The 15083-nt window shown below is 72.3% G+C and carries 13 protein-coding genes, 1 tRNA gene and 1 riboswitch; of the genes, 4 read left to right on the top strand and 10 right to left on the bottom strand.

Going from position 1 to position 15083, the window contains the following annotated elements; translation table 11 throughout:
* Positions 1-54: 54 nt before the first annotated feature.
* Positions 55-972: a succinate--CoA ligase subunit alpha gene (gene sucD, locus ACH9EU_RS10350; RefSeq protein ID WP_396413850.1), complete on the bottom strand. Its 918-nt coding sequence runs from the start codon at positions 970-972 to the stop codon at positions 55-57.
* Between the two features lie 31 nt (positions 973-1003).
* Positions 1004-2173: an ADP-forming succinate--CoA ligase subunit beta gene (gene sucC, locus ACH9EU_RS10345; protein WP_396413849.1), complete on the bottom strand. Its 1170-nt coding sequence runs from the start codon at positions 2171-2173 to the stop codon at positions 1004-1006.
* 265 nt (positions 2174-2438) lie between these two features.
* Between sucC and ACH9EU_RS10340 the strand changes: the two genes are divergently transcribed.
* Together ACH9EU_RS10340 and ACH9EU_RS10335 are read left to right on the top strand one after the other, a co-directional pair.
* Positions 2439-3182 (top strand): hypothetical protein, encoded by a 744-nt coding sequence (locus ACH9EU_RS10340; RefSeq protein ID WP_396413848.1) that lies wholly within the window; start codon positions 2439-2441, stop codon positions 3180-3182.
* A 165-nt stretch (positions 3183-3347) separates the two neighbouring features.
* Complete coding sequence (locus tag ACH9EU_RS10335) at positions 3348-4244, top strand: hypothetical protein (protein WP_396413847.1); 897 nt, start codon at positions 3348-3350, stop codon at positions 4242-4244.
* On the opposite strand, the gene pcrA is transcribed toward ACH9EU_RS10335, so the two are convergent.
* The 3 genes from pcrA to ACH9EU_RS10320 form a co-directional block, all read right to left on the bottom strand.
* Positions 4217-6652, bottom strand: coding sequence for a DNA helicase PcrA (gene pcrA, locus ACH9EU_RS10330; RefSeq protein ID WP_396413846.1), 2436 nt, complete (start codon positions 6650-6652; stop codon positions 4217-4219). The two genes, ACH9EU_RS10335 and pcrA, sit on opposite strands and share 28 nt — an antisense overlap.
* Positions 6653-6696: 44 nt before the next feature.
* Positions 6697-7425 (bottom strand): integrase, encoded by a 729-nt coding sequence (locus ACH9EU_RS10325; protein WP_396413845.1) that lies wholly within the window; start codon positions 7423-7425, stop codon positions 6697-6699.
* Positions 7426-7714: 289 nt separating this feature from the next.
* Positions 7715-7787, bottom strand: a tRNA-Arg gene (locus ACH9EU_RS10320).
* A 63-nt stretch (positions 7788-7850) separates the two neighbouring features.
* Between ACH9EU_RS10320 and ACH9EU_RS10315 the strand changes: the two genes are divergently transcribed.
* Positions 7851-9227: a DUF4031 domain-containing protein gene (locus ACH9EU_RS10315; protein WP_396413844.1), complete on the top strand. Its 1377-nt coding sequence runs from the start codon at positions 7851-7853 to the stop codon at positions 9225-9227.
* Here the strand turns inward: ACH9EU_RS10315 and ACH9EU_RS10310 are convergent.
* The 4 genes from ACH9EU_RS10310 to ACH9EU_RS10295 all read right to left on the bottom strand — a co-directional run bounded on the left by ACH9EU_RS10310 (position 9145) and on the right by ACH9EU_RS10295 (position 12541).
* Entirely contained in the window at positions 9145-9411 is a 267-nt protein-coding gene (locus ACH9EU_RS10310; protein WP_396413843.1) for a hypothetical protein, read from the bottom strand. The two genes, ACH9EU_RS10315 and ACH9EU_RS10310, sit on opposite strands and share 83 nt — an antisense overlap.
* 144 nt (positions 9412-9555) lie before the next feature.
* Positions 9556-10404 carry an NlpC/P60 family protein gene (locus tag ACH9EU_RS10305; protein ID WP_396413842.1) on the bottom strand — a complete coding sequence of 283 codons (849 nt, stop codon included), beginning with the start codon at positions 10402-10404 and terminating at the stop codon, positions 9556-9558.
* Between the two features lie 282 nt (positions 10405-10686).
* Complete coding sequence (locus ACH9EU_RS10300; protein WP_396413841.1) at positions 10687-11346, bottom strand: NlpC/P60 family protein; 660 nt, start codon at positions 11344-11346, stop codon at positions 10687-10689.
* A 5-nt stretch (positions 11347-11351) separates the two neighbouring features.
* Positions 11352-11542, bottom strand: a riboswitch (cyclic di-AMP (ydaO/yuaA leader).
* 309 nt (positions 11543-11851) lie between these two features.
* Positions 11852-12541 carry an iron dependent repressor, metal binding and dimerization domain protein gene (locus tag ACH9EU_RS10295; protein ID WP_396413840.1) on the bottom strand — a complete coding sequence of 230 codons (690 nt, stop codon included), beginning with the start codon at positions 12539-12541 and terminating at the stop codon, positions 11852-11854.
* A 189-nt stretch (positions 12542-12730) separates the two neighbouring features.
* Here ACH9EU_RS10295 and serC point away from each other — a divergent pair, with 189 nt between their 5' ends.
* The gene (gene serC, locus ACH9EU_RS10290; protein ID WP_396413839.1) at positions 12731-13864 is read left to right on the top strand and encodes a phosphoserine transaminase; all 1134 of its coding nucleotides are present in this window, start codon (positions 12731-12733) and stop codon (positions 13862-13864) included.
* Here the strand turns inward: serC and ACH9EU_RS10285 are convergent.
* Positions 13861-15075 (bottom strand): MFS transporter, encoded by a 1215-nt coding sequence (locus ACH9EU_RS10285; RefSeq protein WP_396413838.1) that lies wholly within the window; start codon positions 15073-15075, stop codon positions 13861-13863. The genes serC and ACH9EU_RS10285 overlap by 4 nt on opposite strands.
* Positions 15076-15083: the final 8 nt, after the last annotated feature.

Genomic DNA, 15083 nt, shown 5'->3' with positions numbered 1-15083 from the left:
GGCACGCGACGCGTGCCCGGGGCCTGCGGGATCAGCGGGCGGTGGCCCGCCGGATCACTTGCTCTCGAAGATCCCGCGCATCAGCTGCGCGGTCTCGGACGGGGTCTTGCCGACCTTCACGCCGACCGCCTCGAGGGCCTCCTTCTTGGCCTGGGCGGTGCCCGAGGAGCCGGAGACGATGGCGCCGGCGTGGCCCATGGTCTTGCCCTCCGGGGCGGTGAAGCCCGCGACGTAGCCGACGACCGGCTTGGTCACGTGCTCCTTGATGAAGTCCGCGGCCCGCTCCTCGGCGTCGCCGCCGATCTCGCCGATCATCACGATGGCCTCGGTCTCGGGATCCGCCTCGAACGCCTCCAGCGCGTCGATGTGCGTGGTGCCGATGACCGGGTCGCCGCCGATGCCGATGGCCGTGGAGAACCCGATGTCCCGCAGCTCGTACATCATCTGGTAGGTCAGGGTGCCGGACTTGGAGACCAGCCCGATCTTGCCCTTGCCGGTGATGTTCGCCGGGGTGATGCCCACGAGCGACTCCCCGGGGGTGATGATGCCGGGGCAGTTCGGCCCGATGATGCGGGTCCTCTGGCGGCCGTTCTCGTCGGTCCGCGACTTCGCGTACGCCCAGAACTCCGCGGAGTCCTGCACGGGAATGCCCTCGGTGATGACGACCACCAGGGAGACCTCGGCGTCGATCGCCTCGACCACGGCGTCCTTCGTGAAGGCCGGGGGCACGAAGACGATCGAGACGTCGGCGCCGGTCCTCTCGACGGCCTCGGCGACGGTGCCGAACACCGGCAGCTCGACGCCGTTGCCGTCCTTGTCCTGGTGGGACACGGTGGTCCCGGCCTTGCGGGCGTTGACGCCGCCCATGACCTGGGTGCCCGCCGCCAGCATGCGCGCGGTGTGCTTGGTGCCCTCGCCGCCGGTGATGCCCTGAACGATGACCTTGGAGTCCTTGTTCAAAAAGATAGCCATAGCTTTTGGTTCCTCAGTTGTGGTCGGCGGGTTACTTGGCGGCGTGGGCGAGCTCGGCGGCCTTGTCCGCGCCCTCGTCCATGGTCTCCGCGAGGGTGACCAGCGGGTGGTCGGCGTCGGCGAGGATGCGGCGGCCCTCCTCGACGTTGTTGCCGTCCAGACGGACCACGAGCGGCTTGTCCTCCTCGCTGCCGAGGATCTCGAGAGCCTTCACGATGCCGTTGGCCACGGCGTCGCACGCGGTGATGCCGCCGAAGACGTTCACGAACACGGACTTGACCTGGGGGTCGGAGAGGATCACGTGCAGGCCCGCGGCCATGATCTCGGCCGAGGCGCCGCCGCCGATGTCCAGGAAGTTCGCCGGCTTGACGTTGCCGTGCTTCTCCCCGGCGTAGGCCACGACGTCGAGGGTCGACATGACCAGGCCCGCGCCGTTGCCGATGATGCCGACCTCGCCGTCGAGCTTCACGTAGTTGAGGTCGTTCTCCTTGGCCATCTCCTCCAGCGGATCGGCGGCCGACTTGTCCACGAGCTCGGCGTGCTCCGGCTGCCGGAACTCGGCGTTCTCGTCGAGGGTGACCTTGCCGTCGAGGGCGATGACCTGCCCCTCGCCGGTCTTCACGAGCGGGTTCACCTCGACGAGGGTCGCGTCCTCCTTCTTGAAGACGTCCCACAGCTTCACGAGGACGGGGACCACCTTCGCGGCGGTCTCGTCGTCGAACCTGGCCTCACGGACGATCTCCTCGGCCTTCGCCTCGGTGATGCCCTCGGTCGGGACCACCTCGACACGGGCCAGGGCCTCGGGCCGCTCGACGGCGAGCTGCTCGATCTCCACGCCGCCCTCGACGGAGCACATGGCCAGGTAGGAACGGTTGGCGCGGTCCAGGAGGATCGAGAAGTAGTACTCCTCGGCGATGTCCGCGCCCTGCGCGATCATGACCCGGTGCACCGTGTGGCCCTTGATGTCCATGCCGAGGATCTGCTGGGCGTACTCGTAGGCCTCGTCGGCCGTCTTGGCGACCTTCACGCCGCCGGCCTTGCCGCGTCCACCGACCTTGACCTGGGCCTTGACGACGGTGACGCCACCGATCTTCTCGGCGGCGGCCTTTGCCTCTTCCGGAGTGGTCGCGACGATGCCCTGGAGCACGGGAACGCCGTGCTTCTCGAACAGGTCGCGCGCCTGGTATTCGAACAGGTCCACGGGTGAAAGCCCTTCTTCGTCGAAGTCGTGGGCCGACGGTGACCCGGGCAGTGCGCGGGTCACCCTCCGGCCTGTTGGTGAACGGAGTGCCGCGCACCGTCCCGGCCGAAACCTGACCGGCGCCTCCGGACCGTTCCGCGGGACCCTCCGCGGGCGCGGCACGGTCCGGCGCACTCCCTTCTACGAGACTGTAGTCCATCCTGAATCGGCGGCCGCAACCGGGGCAGCGCACGTCGTCCCGGGCGTTTCTTGATTGACTGAGCACATGAGCTCCGTCGACCCCCCCGAGAACTTGGCGTTCGCGCCCGCCGATCCGGGCTTCCTCGTCTCGATCGCCACCTTCGCCTTCGTGGCTCTGGGCCTCGAGGCCGTGGTCGACGGCACGATCCTGACGCTCACCGGGGAGATCCCGGACGTCTACCCGCTGGGCTGGCAAGTCCTCGCCTGGCTCTGCCTGGGCGCGGTGTGGTGGGCGATCCATCGGGGCCTCGTGGCGTGGCTGCGGCACCGCGCGGCAGACCCCGAGGTGCCCGAGCAGTTGTCCGTCGATCCGGCGGACGACCACCGGAGGACGACCACCGCCCTGGTCCTGTTCGTGCTCGCCGTCCTGGTCGGGGTGATCCTTCCCGTCTTCCTCGTGGGTCAGTGGCGGCTGCAGCCGGTCCAGCTCTACCTCGACCTCTACGCCGACTACGGCGGGGGCGCCTGGCTCGGCCTCCTGGGCTTCGCGGCCTACCACGTGGGCCGTTCGCTGCTGCTCGCCCTGGTCCTCACGTGCGTCCAGCGCGCCGTGGAGCAGCGGTGGACCGCGCGGTGGACCCGCGCGCTGCCGGTGGGTGGAGCGGTTCTGGGCGCGCTCCTGGCCCTGCCCGGTCTCGTGCTCGGCGGCTGGGCGGCAGCGGTCTCCGCTCTCACGTGCTGCACGCTGCTGGGCCTCGTGCACAACCTGACCGGCCGGTCCCTGCGCTGGACCGCCCCCGCGGCGGTCGCCGTGCTGCTCTTCCTCTGACCCCCGCCACCCCGCTGCCGGGTGCACAGCAGATGCCGTATCCGGGGACACGTGAACGCCGGCAACCGGGCACTCACCATGAAGAGCGCACGAGGGGGGCCAGCCGGACTCCACGGCTGCGGGCGGCGCAGGCGACGACGACTCCGCCGGTGCTTGTCCGGGTCCATGCCGAAACCCTTGCCCCCGCCCGAGTCGCTCGCCGGTCGGGCGTTCACGTCCATGCGGGCTGCCCGGCTGGGCGTGCCGTACGGCCGGCTGCGCCGGCGGGACCTGACCACCCCGAGCCGGGGAGTGCGCGTTCCGGGTGGCGCGAATCCACCGATCGGCCAGGTCATGGCCGTGCTGCGAGAGGTCAGCGCTCTGTGCGCCGCCTCCCACACGACCGGGGCGCGGCTCTGGGACATGAGGCTGCCCACCCGCCTGCTGCCAGACCCCTGGCTGCACCTCAGCACACCACTGGGCCAGGGGCGGCTGCGGCGGCGCGGCGTGGTGGGCCACCGGCAGCGGTTGCTGCCCGAGGAGGTCGTCGAGCGCGACGGCATACGGCTCACGTCCCCCGCACGCACGTGTCTCGACCTGGAGCCCCTGCTCTCCGTCACGGAACTGGTGGGGTCGGGCTCCTTCCCCGAGACCCTGCTGCGCCTGGCACTGGAGGACGCCGGGTTCTCCGGCCTCGTTCTGGACCTGGCGCTCCGCGCCCCCGACGGGTTCCCGGAGGTGCAGCCCGACATCGCCCTGCCGGAGCACTCTCTGTCGGTGCCGTTCGAGGGCGGCCACCACGACACAGCCGGGCAGCGTGTGCGGGACATCGAGCGTCAGCGACGCACCGGGTCCCACGGCTGGAGGGAGGTGCGGGTCACCTGGGCCGACCTGCACACGGCGGTGGCGGGCCCTCAGGGGCCCGAGCCGCGGGCCGTCGCCCTGGTCCGCCGTGCGATCGACGACGCACGGCGGCGCCGAGGGCACGGCTGCTGTCGCTGTGGCCGCGCGGAAGCGTCGACAGCTGTGCCTCCGCGCAGGAGGGCGAGGAGGGGTCAGCCCACCTTCGTCAGCGGGGCGTAGCGCAGCAGCAGGCGCTTCTCGTCCCCGCCGAAGCGGACCTTCGCCACGGTCTTGTCCCCGGCGCCCTCGAGGGAGACGACCGTGCCCTTGCCGAACGCCGTGTGGTCCACGGAGTCGCCCACGGCGAGCCTCGGGATCTCCTTGTTGGGCTGGACCCGGCCCGCGGCGGTGGCGCGGGTGGGACCCAACCGTTCGAAGGCCGCGTTCGAGGACGCCGCCGCGCCCCAGTACGAGCCGCGCATCGCATCGCGCTGCCCGCCGCCGTGCCCCGGCGCCCCCCAGCCGGCGGGCGCGGACGAGCCCTCGCGCTTCCAGTCGACGAGCTCGGCCGGGATCTCCTCCAGGAACGGGCTCGCCGGGTTGTACTGCGACTGTCCCCACATGGAGCGGAACTCGGAGCGGGTCAGGTAGAGGCGCTCACGGGCACGGGTCAGACCGACGTAGGCCAGGCGCCGCTCCTCCTCCATCTCCTTCTCGTCCGTGAGGGAGCGCTGGTGCGGGAACAGGCCGTGCTCCATCCCGGTGAGGAAGACCACCGGGAACTCGAGGCCCTTGGCGGTGTGCAGGGTCATGAGGGTGACCACGCCCTGGGCGCGCGCCTCGGCGACCTCCGCCGCGATCTGCTCCGCGCTCGGCCCGCCCTCACCGGCGGGCCGGGTCGGGATCTGGTCGGCATCGGCCACGAGGGAGACGTGCTCGAGGAACTCCGGCAGCCCGGCGTCCGGACGGTCCCGCTCGAACTCGCGCACCACGGCCACGAGCTCGGCGAGGTTCTCCACCCGGGACTCGTCCTGTGGGTCCTGGGAGTTGCGCAGAGCCGCGAGGTAGCCGGACTGCTCCAGGACCGCTTCGAGAACCGTGGCGGCCCCCGCGCTCTCGGCGACCGAGGCGAGGTCGTCCATGAGCTGGACGAAGGCCTTGACCGCGTTCAGTGAGCGGGTGGCCATCCCGGGAGCCTCCTCGGCACGGCGCAGCGCCGCCATGAACGAGATGCGCTCGCGCTCCGCGAGCGCTGCGGCGGCCCCCTCCGCACGGTCGCCGATGCCCCGCTTGGGCTCGTTGACGATGCGCCTGACGTTGATGTCGTCGTCCGGGTTGACGATGGAGCGCAGGTAGGAGAGGGCGTCCTTGATCTCCTTGCGCTCGTAGAAGCGGGTCCCGCCCACCACCTTGTACGGCAGCCCGACGCGCATGAGGATCTCCTCGAGCGAGCGGGACTGCGCGTTCGTGCGGTAGAACACGGCGACGTCCCCGGGGCGGTACCCGTCCTCGTCCTGGAGGCGGTCGATCTCCTCCGCGATGAACCGTGCCTCTTCGTGCTCGTTCTCGGCCGCGTACCCGGTGATCTTCTCGCCGCTGCCGGAGGCCGTCCACAGGCGCTTGTCCCGGCGGCCCTTGTTCTGGGCGATCACGGCGTTGGCCGCCGTGAGGATGTTCTGGGTCGAGCGGTAGTTCTGCTCCAGGAGAATGGTGCGCGCCTGCGGATAGTCCTGCTCGAAGTCGACGATGTTGCGGATGTCCGCCCCGCGGAAGGCGTAGATCGACTGGTCCGAGTCGCCCACCACGGTCAGCTCGGCGGGCGGCACGGGGCCCGTGCCCGTCCCGGTGCCCACGAGCTCGCGGACGAGGGCGTACTGCGCGTGGTTGGTGTCCTGGTACTCGTCGATGAGCACGTGCCGGTAGCGCCGACGGTAGTACTCGGCCACCTGCGGGAAGGCCCGGAGCATGTGCACGGTCTGGGCGATGAGGTCGTCGAAGTCCATGGCGTTGGCCGCGCGCAGCCGTTCGGTGTAGCCCCGGTAGACCTGGGCCACCGCGCTCTCGAAGGGGTCGGTGCCCGAGGCCCTGGCCAGGTACGTCTCGTCGTCCACGAGCTCGTTCTTCAGCGCGGAGATCCTGTGCTGGATGCTCTTGGGCGCGAAGCGCTTCGGGTCGAGGTCGTGCTGCTTGGCCACGAGGGTGATCAGGCGCAGGGAGTCCGCGGAGTCGTAAATGGAGAAGGTCGACCTCAGCCCCACGGTGGCCGCCTCGCGCCGGAGGACCCGCACGCAGAAGGAGTGGAACGTGGAGATGGTCATGGAGCGGGCGGAGTCCCCGACGAGCTCGACGACGCGCTCCCGCATCTCGGCGGCGGCCTTGTTGGTGAACGTGATCGCCAGGATCTCGCCCTGGTGCGCCCGCCCGGTGGCCAGGAGGTGGGCGATGCGGTGCGTCAGCACCCGGGTCTTGCCGGAGCCCGCGCCGGCGACGATCAGCAGCGGCGACCCGGAGTGCTCGACCGCGGCCCGCTGCGGCTCGTTCAGCCCCGCCACGAGGGCGTCCGCGGGGACGGAGCGGCGCGGGACGTCGTCGTCCGGGCGCGCCGGAACGGCGGAGGGCAGGAGAGGATTGTCGAAGAGGTAGTCCATCGTGGCCCCAGTCTACCGAGGGCCGGGGACACGGTCCGTCCGGCTCAGACGAAGTGCAGATCGAGCCGGTGCCGCCCGTTGTCGTCCTGGACCCACAGCTCCGAGTCCGCCACCGTGACCCGCACCGGCCGGCGGAGCTCGATGTCGTCCTCGAACTCCGCGGCCGAGGTGGTGCCGCCCCCGTAGACGGTCTCGAGCTCCTGGCTGCCGGGGTCGAGGTGGCGAATCGCGTCGTTGCCGGTGTCCGCGATGACGATGGAGCCGTCGTAGAGGATCTGCAGGTCCTCGGGGTGGTCGAGCTGGGCGGTCTCCGACGGGCCGTCCGCGAAACCGACCCCGGCCCGGCCGACCACGGTGGTCACCTGCGGGGCGCCGTCGGGCTTGTCCGTGTCGATGTCGATGCGGCGCAGCGAGGACGAGTCCCGGTCTATGAGCCAGAGCGTGCCGTCGCCGTCCTCGGTGATCGACACGGTCGCCGCCAACTTCGCCTGCGCCGCCTTGCCGTCCCGCCGGCCGGGCTCGCCCGTCCCCGCGAACTCGACGAGGTCGTCGGTGTACGGGTCCCAGCGGAAGAGCTTGTGCAGCGTGGGCACCGCCACGATCACTGCCGAGAGCTTGTGGGACCACACCATGTCGACGACGGGTGCTCCGCCCAGGACCGTGCAGTCCACCGTGCGGCGCACCGTCTCGTGGTCCTTCTCGAGCAGCGTCAGCACGTTGCCCTCGGTCAGCCGCATCAGCAGGCCGTCCGGGAGACCGATGGACAGTTCCATGACCGGCACCTCCGTGTCCTCCTCGGGAACGCCCGGTCGTCCTCGGCCGGGTCCGCACCGGCCGGTCGGGACCGGTCCGGGTGGCCCCAGCCTACTCCTGGGCCCGGCCGTTCGGCGGCGCACTCGCGAGCAGGTCGTGCGGTCCGACGTGCGCCCCGGCCGGCGACCCGGTCCGCGGGCCGCCCTGGGTCCGGTCGCGTGGGCGCGGAAGGGGGCCGCAGGCGGGGACGCCCGCATCCCCGGGACGGCAGGACGCCCCGGACCCGCGGGTCCGGGGCGTCCTGTCGGGTGCCCTCGATTGGATTCGAACCAACGACACCGGCTTTAGGAGAGCCGTGCTCTATCCCCTGAGCTACGAGGGCGACGCGAACAGTCTATGGGCTCGCCCGGAGCCCCGCGAACCGGCCACGTCTAGGCTGGTCCGCATGCCCGTCTACATCGACCCCCCGCTGTGGCCGGCCCACGGCACGCACTTCTCGCACCTGGTGTCCGACACGTCCTACGACGAACTGCACGCGTTCGCGGAGCGGCTCGGCGTGCCCCGGCGGGCGTTCGACGAGGACCACTACGACGTGCGGGAGGCGCTCTACGGTGACGCGGTCGCCGCCGGTGCCGTGCCGGTGGACGGCCGGGAGCTCGCACGCCTGCTCGTGCGCAGCGGTCTGCGCGTCCCTGCCCGGGCCCGGCCGGACCGGCTCGCCCGTGTCCTGATGAACCGCTGGCGCCACCGGTTCCCCGGTCACGTCGCCCTCGGCCAGGAGCTCGTGGACCGCTGGGGCGAGCCGCACCGGCACTACCACGACAGGTCCCACCTGCTCGCGGTCCTGGAGGCCGTCGACCTCCTGCACCCGGGCTCGGGCCTCGCTCCGGGCCGGGTCGGCGCCGTGGTGCTGGCCGCGTGGTACCACGACGCGGTCCACCGGGGCAGGGCCGGGCACGACGAACGGGACTCCGCGGCCCTCGCGCGGGACCGCCTCGGGGCGGCCGGTTTCCCGTCCCGGGTGGTGGCCGAGGTCGAACGGCTGGTCCTGCTCACCGCCGGCCACCGGTGCGAGCCGGAGGACACGGCCGGGGCCGTGCTCCTGGACGCGGACCTCGCGGTGCTCGGCGGAGCGCCGGACCGCTACGCCGCCTACGCCGCCGACGTCCGGCGGGAGTACGCCCACGTGCCGGACCCCGCCTTCGCGGCCGGCCGGCTGGGCGTGCTCGAGGGCCTCTGGCGGCAGCAGCCGCTCTACCGGACCGCGACGGCCCAGCGGCTCTGGGGCCCGGCGGCGGCCCGCAACCTCGGGGCGGAGATCGCCTCGCTGCGGGCCGCGGACGCACGCTCGTCCGGGGGTGTGCCCGGTGACGTCGAGGTGCTCACCATCACCGCCGTGTGCCTGCTCGACGACGACGGCGCGCTGCTGACGGTGCGCAAGCGCGGCACGGACAGCTTCATGCTGGTGGGCGGCAAGATCGACCCGGGAGAGACTCCCGAGGAGGCGGTCGTGCGCGAGGCCGCGGAGGAGGTGGGGCTGGACCTGGGCCCGCGCGGACTCCGGCTGCTGGGCCGGTACACGGCGCCGGCCGCCAACGAGACGTCCACGTGGGTGCACGCCACCGTGTTCACGGCGCCGCTGGCCGGGCGCCCGCAGCCGCGCGCGGAGATCGAGGAGCTGCGCTGGCAGCCGCTGGAGGAGGCCGCACCGGAGCTGGCTCCGCTGCTGCGGGACCACGTCATTCCGGCGCTGCGCCGCTCGGCTCCCGCTCGCCGGCCGGCTCCGCGGAGCGATGCCTCCGGTGGAGGAGGACGCCGGTGAGCAGTCCGACCACGATCCCCACACCGCCGAGGACGGAGAGCCACATGGCCGCGTGGCCGAGGAACGCCGCGACGACGAACCCGGCCACGATCCCGGGAACCGCTCCGGCCACCATGCCGTAGGCCATGTAGGCGTACTCGCGGTCGAGGCTCGTGCGGGCGCTGCGGCTGTAGTCGGTGGACATGGGGCAAGTCTACCGGGGCCCGGCCGGGACCCGGTCCGACGGTCGCCGACAGCCCGTCGGGTCGAGCCACGGACGACGAACGGGTGCGCGGTTCCTGTCTGGCCGACCAGGAACCGCGCACCCGAATCAGTGGTGCCGCGCCGCTCAGTTCACGCGGATGTAGACGGGCCCGGAGCCCACGTTGACGCTGTCGACGACGGTCGTCCCGCCGTTCCAGCCGCCGTGGACGGCCTTGCCGCCCCCGATGTAGACCCCGATGTGGGCCATGCCCATGCCGCCGTCGGCGTAGTAGACGATGTCGCCGGGCTGGGCCTGGCCGGCGGAGACCTGGGTACCGAGACCCAGGTAGGAGGCGGGCCAGCCGTGGTGGTTGATGCCGGCGGCGCGCAGCGCGTTGGTCACCGCGGCCGTGCAGTCCTGGGCCACGCCGATCTGGCCGAGGGCGGCCGAGGCGATGGTCGCGCCCTTGCCGGAGCCGGAGCTCTGCGGGGCGACCGTGCGCTCGGCCGGCTGCGGAGCGGCCTGCACGACGGGCGCCGGGGCCGGGGCCGGCTTGGGCGCCTCGACGACCGGGGCCGGAGCAGGGGCCGGGGCGGGAGCGGGAGCCGGGGCGGGAGCGGGCGCCGGGGCAGGCGCCGCGACGACCGCGGGCTGGACGACGGGCTGGGGCTTCGGCGCCGCCTTCTGCTCCGCCTTCTTCTTCTCGGCGGCCTTCTTCTCGGCGGCCTTCTTCTCGGCGGCCTCCTTCTCGGCTTCCTTCGCCTCGGTCACGTGCGCCACGGGCTCGAGGGAGACCGTGGGGGCAGCGGCCGGAGTGGCGGCGGCGACGGCCGAGAGCGGGGCGTCTGCAGTGGCGTCCTGGGCGGGGGACGCCTGGACGGAGACGGTCGTGGCCAGTGCCAGGCCGGAGAACGCGGCCACGGCGGCCACGGTGCGGGCCTTGCCGGTGAAGAGGGAGCCGACGCCGTTCGAGGAGTTCAGGTGACGAGTCATGAGGAGTTCTTGAGGCTTTCTGGACGGCCGGGCGATCTGCCGGAACGAGAGATGACAGCACTGACCACCCCGCGCCGGGAGGGCGGGGTGCAGCGGTGTCCGGCAGGTGGCGTTCCGGGATCAGGAACGGCGGCCACGGCGAGCGGGCGAAGAAGAAGAAGTGGGGTGTCCGTGCGGACGGGTGGTGCGAGGAGGAGCCGGGAGAGATCGGGTCCTCGGCGGTCCGGGAAGGGACCGGGTTCCGCCCGCGGCGACCGGGGTCGTCGCGGGCGGGACGTCGGATCAGACCCGGTAGAAGCCGTCGATCGGCATCGCGTGGATCGAGTGGACCTGGGTGCCCTGCGTGGGGTTGAGGGCGGAGATCATCTTGTCGCCGCCGATGTAGATGCCCACGTGAGCCCCGCCGTTCTGGGAGACCAGGTCACCGGGCTGCGGGGCGGAGACCGGAGTCGCGGCCGCGAACTGGGACCAGGTAGTGCGGGGGATGTCGACGCCGTTCTGGGCGAAGACCCACTGGGTGAAGCCGGAGCAGTCCCAGGCGCCGTAGGCGGTGCCGCCGAAGACGTAGCCGGAACCGACACCCTGCTGCGCGGTGCCCACGATGCCGCCGGAGGCCGGAGCGATCTCGGTGGTGGCGGTGGACTGCGGGGCCACGCCGGAGGCGGTCGGCTGCGGGGCGGGGGCCGCGTACGAGGCGGTGGAGACCACCGGCTGCGGAGCGGCCGGCGCCTCGTAGGTGTAGGACGTGAAGCCGGCCAGCGCGGACGGGGCCGGAGCCTGGTAGGCGGCACCGGAGGCCGCGGGGACCTCGGCGTAGGCCTGGGCCGGGGCGATCGAACCGATCATCGCGGCGCCGGCGGCAGCGGCGATGGTGGTGTTGCGCACGGCGTGCGAGGTGCTCTCGGCGCGGTGGCGGGCAGAGTTCTGCTTGAAGAAAGTCATGGGTGTGTTCCTCCCTTTGCCTACGAGGTGAGCTGTCGGATTCGGGTGGGAGTCACCCGGCCGCAGAACGCGAGCGCTCTGTCGACTTAACCCCAAGGCCCCGGACGTACCGGGACCGGAAATGGTTCCCCCGCTTCTGCCAAGCAGTTTCTGTGAAACGGCCCCGGGCACCGGCAGAATTCGGCGATGTGCACTCGAGGGCGCCGATCCGACCAGTGATCAGCACGCGTTGAACAATACACGACTGATTACGGAAGTGTCACGGTTTGGTCACGACCGATCACGGACGCGCAACGCACAGAAGATCAATCCAGCCTTATTGATCCACGGCGACGTCTCAATGACCAGCTCTCCTGCCCGGTGCAGGGCGGATCCGCCCCTTGCCTTTGACCGTCCGACCAGGGATTTCACGGATCGGCAGGCCGACACGCCGAGCCCTGGCCGAAAGTCCCTTGTGAACGTCACCACATCCGCCATCGGGGGCTCTCCGCGGACACCGCCCGCCTCAGGGCGCTACGACCCGGATGGCCCCTGCCGTGCGCAGGTCCACCTCGACGGACCGCCCGGTGGCCGGCACCTCGACGCGCACGAGCCGCCCGTCGAGCCGGGCACGGATCTGCGTTCCCGTGAGCACTCCCACGTCGCTGAGCACCCCCAGCAGCGGGGCGTCGGCCTGCACGACCTCCGGGAGAAGGGCGACGGTGCGCAGCTCGTCCGGGGTGTCGCGGGCGGCCTCGAGCAGCGTCGGGTGCGGTGCGGCCGCGGGGGTGTCCTCGACGCCGAGCGCGGAGAGCCCGGGGATGGGCGTCCCGTACGGCGAGTAGCGGGGACTGTGCAGCAGGTCCACCAGCCGGCGCTCCACCTGCTCGCTCATCACGTGCTCCCAGCGGCACGCCTCGTCGTGGACCTGCGCGAGGTCGAGACCGATGACGTCGGCCAGCAGCCGCTCCGCCAGCCGGTGCTTGCGCATGACCTGCACCGCCCGCTCCCGGCCCGCCCCGGTGAGCACGAGGGAGCGGTCGGCACCGACCGTCAGCAGCCCGTCCCGCTCCATGCGCGAGACCGTCTGCGAGACCGTGGGACCCGAGTGGTCGAGGCGCTCGACGATCCGGGCACGCATGGGGGTGATGCCCTCCTCCTCGAGCTCGAGAACGGTGCGGAGATACATCTCCGTGGTGTCGATCAGTTCGCTCATGCCTCAGTCATCCTTCGTCCCGCCGTCCGGGCCCCGGGGGTGCTGCCCGGTCCGGTCTTCTCCTCCGAGCTTACTGGGGCGGCAGGACGGGGCGCGGGGACGGGTGGGGCAGAATGGTTGCGGGCCGCCGGCACCCGTCCGCGACCGCCGCCCGCCACCGCCCGCACGTCCTCGTCGAGGGAGCACCCGTTGCCCGCACACGTCACCGTCCCCCACCACCTGCTGCCCGCCGACGGCCGGTTCGGCGCCGGCCCGTCCAAGGTCCGCCCGGCGCAGGTCGACGCCGTGGCCCGGGCGGGCGCCGCCCTGCTGGGGACCTCTCACCGGCAGGAGCCGGTCAAGCGGCTCGTCGGCTCGGTGCGGGAGGGCCTGGCCCGCTTCCTGGAGCTGCCCGAGGGCTACGAGGTCCTGCTGGGCCTGGGCGGAGCCACCGCGTTCTGGGACGCCGCGGCGTTCGGCCTGGTGTCCCGCAGGGCGCAGCACCTGACGTTCGGGGAGTTCGGGGCGAAGTTCGCCCAGGCCACCGACCGGGCCCCGTTCCTCGAGCCGTCCTCCGTGCTGGAGGCGGCCCCTGGCACCCGTCCCGAGGCCCGCGCCGAGGAGGGCGTCGACGTCTACGCCTGGCCGCAGAACGAGACGTCCACCGGCGTGGCCGCGCCCGTTCGACGTCCCGAGGGGATCGGGGCGGACGCGCTCGTCCTCGTGGACGCCACCTCAGCGGCCGGGGGCATGGCCGTGGATCCGGCCGAGACGGACGTCTACTACTTCTCCCCGCAGAAGAACTTCGGCTCGGACGGCGGGCTGTGGCTGGGCGCCTTCTCCCCGGCGGCCGTCGAGCGTGTCGAGCGGATCGGGGCGTCCGGGCGGTGGGTCCCGGACTTCCTGCGGCTCACGGCGGCACTGGAGAACTCGCGGAAGAACCAGACCTACAACACCCCGGCGCTGGCGACCCTCGTGATGCTGGACGAGCAGGTCCGGTGGCTCAACGAGCAGGGCGGGATGGCCTGGGCCGCCGCCCGGACCCGGGAGTCCTCCGGCCTGGTCTACGCCTGGGCGGAGAGCTCGGCCTACGCGACCCCGTTCGTGACCCGCCCGGAGGACCGCTCCCCGGTGATCACCACGGTCGACCTCGACCCGACCGTCGACGCGCCGGCAGTGGCCGCCGTGCTGCGCTCCCACGGCGTCGTCGACGTCGAGCCCTATCGCAAGCTCGGCCGCAACCAGCTGCGGATCGCCACGTTCGTCTCGATCGAGCCGGACGACGTGGCGCAGCTGCTGCGCTGCGTCGACCACGTCGTGGCGGAGCTCGGCGCCCGGGCCTAGTCGGAGGGACCGCCTGCCTCGTTCCGCAGCCGGCGCCGGAGCTCCAGGCCCACGAGGCCTCCGAGCAGCCCCGCCGCCACGGCGACGCCCATCCCCCAGCGCGCCCCGAGGGCGTCCGTGATCGCGCCGACCACGGGCGCGCCGACCGGGGTGCCGCCCATGAAGATCGCCATGTACAGGCTCATCACCCGCCCGCGCATCACGGGTGAGGTGGTCGACTGCACGTAGGCGTTGGCGGTGGTCATCACCGTCAGCGAGGACAGCCCGCACGGGACCAGCCACAGGGCGAACAGGGCGAGGGTGGGGGCCGTCGCCGCGCCCAGGCAGCTCAGCCCGAAGACGGCGCTGCCGCCGAAGACGTAGCGCAGCCTGGCGCTCCGCCGCCGCGCGGACAGCAGCGCTCCGGCCACCGTGCCGAGCGCCAGCACCGAGTTGAGCGCCCCGAAGGCCTCGGAGCCGCGGCCGAACTCCGGACCGGCCATGGCGGCGAGGAACACGGCGAAGTTCAGCCCGAACGTCCCGATCAGGAAGATGGTGACCAGCACCGCCACCAGGTCCGGACGCCGGCCCACGTAGGCGAGGCCCTCACGGATCTGGCCGCCGCCGCGCCCCGATCGCGGCATGCGGCGCAGCTCCTCCGCGCGGATCGCCAGGACGGCGGCGAGCATCGCGCCGAAGGTCACGGCGTTGAGCAGGAACACCCAGCCGGTGCCCACCGAGGCCACGAGCACGCCCGCGGCGGCGGGTCCGATCATGCGCGCCGCGTTGAACGACGTGGAGTTCAGGGCGACCGCGTTGGAGAGGTAGGCGTCGTCGACCATCTCGGAGACGAAGGTCTGGCGCACGGGGGCGTCGAGCGTCGAGACGATGCCCAGGGCCAGGGCGAAGACGTACACGGCGCCCAGCGTCGCCGCGTCCGCGAGCACGAGCAGGCCGAGACCGGCGGCGAGCGCGGCCATCCCCGTCTGCGTCCACAGCAGCAGGCGCCGCCGGTCGACCCGGTCGGCGAGCACGCCGGCCCAGGGCGCCAGGAGGAGCTGGGGCAGGAACTGCAGCGCGGTCACCACCCCGATCGCGGTGGCGTCGTGCTCGGTGAGTCCGTCGAAGACCAGCCACGACTGGGCCGTGCGCTGCATCCACGTCCCGATGTTGGACACGAGGGCACCCAGGAACCAGACCCGGTAGTTCCGGAACCGGAAGGACCGGAACATGCCCCCGG

Source organism: Kocuria rhizosphaerae (assembly GCF_044462265.1).
In the GTDB taxonomy this organism is placed as follows: Bacteria; Actinomycetota; Actinomycetes; order Actinomycetales; family Micrococcaceae; genus Kocuria; species Kocuria rhizosphaerae.
This window is presented reverse-complemented; position numbering and strand designations above follow the sequence as displayed.

Bases quoted from the DNA above. Each gene is read 5' to 3' on its own strand.
- sucD (WP_396413850.1), bottom strand. From the start codon at position 972: ATGGCTATCTTTTTGAACAAGGACTCCAAGGTCATCGTTCAGGGCATC.
- ACH9EU_RS10340 (WP_396413848.1), top strand. From the start codon at position 2,439: ATGAGCTCCGTCGACCCCCCCGAGAACTTGGCGTTCGCGCCCGCCGAT.
- ACH9EU_RS10335 (WP_396413847.1), top strand. From the start codon at position 3,348: ATGCCGAAACCCTTGCCCCCGCCCGAGTCGCTCGCCGGTCGGGCGTTC.
- pcrA (WP_396413846.1), bottom strand. From the start codon at position 6,652: ATGGACTACCTCTTCGACAATCCTCTCCTGCCCTCCGCCGTTCCGGCG.
- ACH9EU_RS10325 (WP_396413845.1), bottom strand. From the start codon at position 7,425: ATGGAACTGTCCATCGGTCTCCCGGACGGCCTGCTGATGCGGCTGACC.
- ACH9EU_RS10315 (WP_396413844.1), top strand. From the start codon at position 7,851: ATGCCCGTCTACATCGACCCCCCGCTGTGGCCGGCCCACGGCACGCAC.
- ACH9EU_RS10310 (WP_396413843.1), bottom strand. From the start codon at position 9,411: ATGTCCACCGACTACAGCCGCAGCGCCCGCACGAGCCTCGACCGCGAG.
- ACH9EU_RS10305 (WP_396413842.1), bottom strand. From the start codon at position 10,404: ATGACTCGTCACCTGAACTCCTCGAACGGCGTCGGCTCCCTCTTCACC.
- ACH9EU_RS10300 (WP_396413841.1), bottom strand. From the start codon at position 11,346: ATGACTTTCTTCAAGCAGAACTCTGCCCGCCACCGCGCCGAGAGCACC.
- ACH9EU_RS10295 (WP_396413840.1), bottom strand. From the start codon at position 12,541: ATGAGCGAACTGATCGACACCACGGAGATGTATCTCCGCACCGTTCTC.
- ACH9EU_RS10285 (WP_396413838.1), bottom strand. From the start codon at position 15,075: ATGTTCCGGTCCTTCCGGTTCCGGAACTACCGGGTCTGGTTCCTGGGT.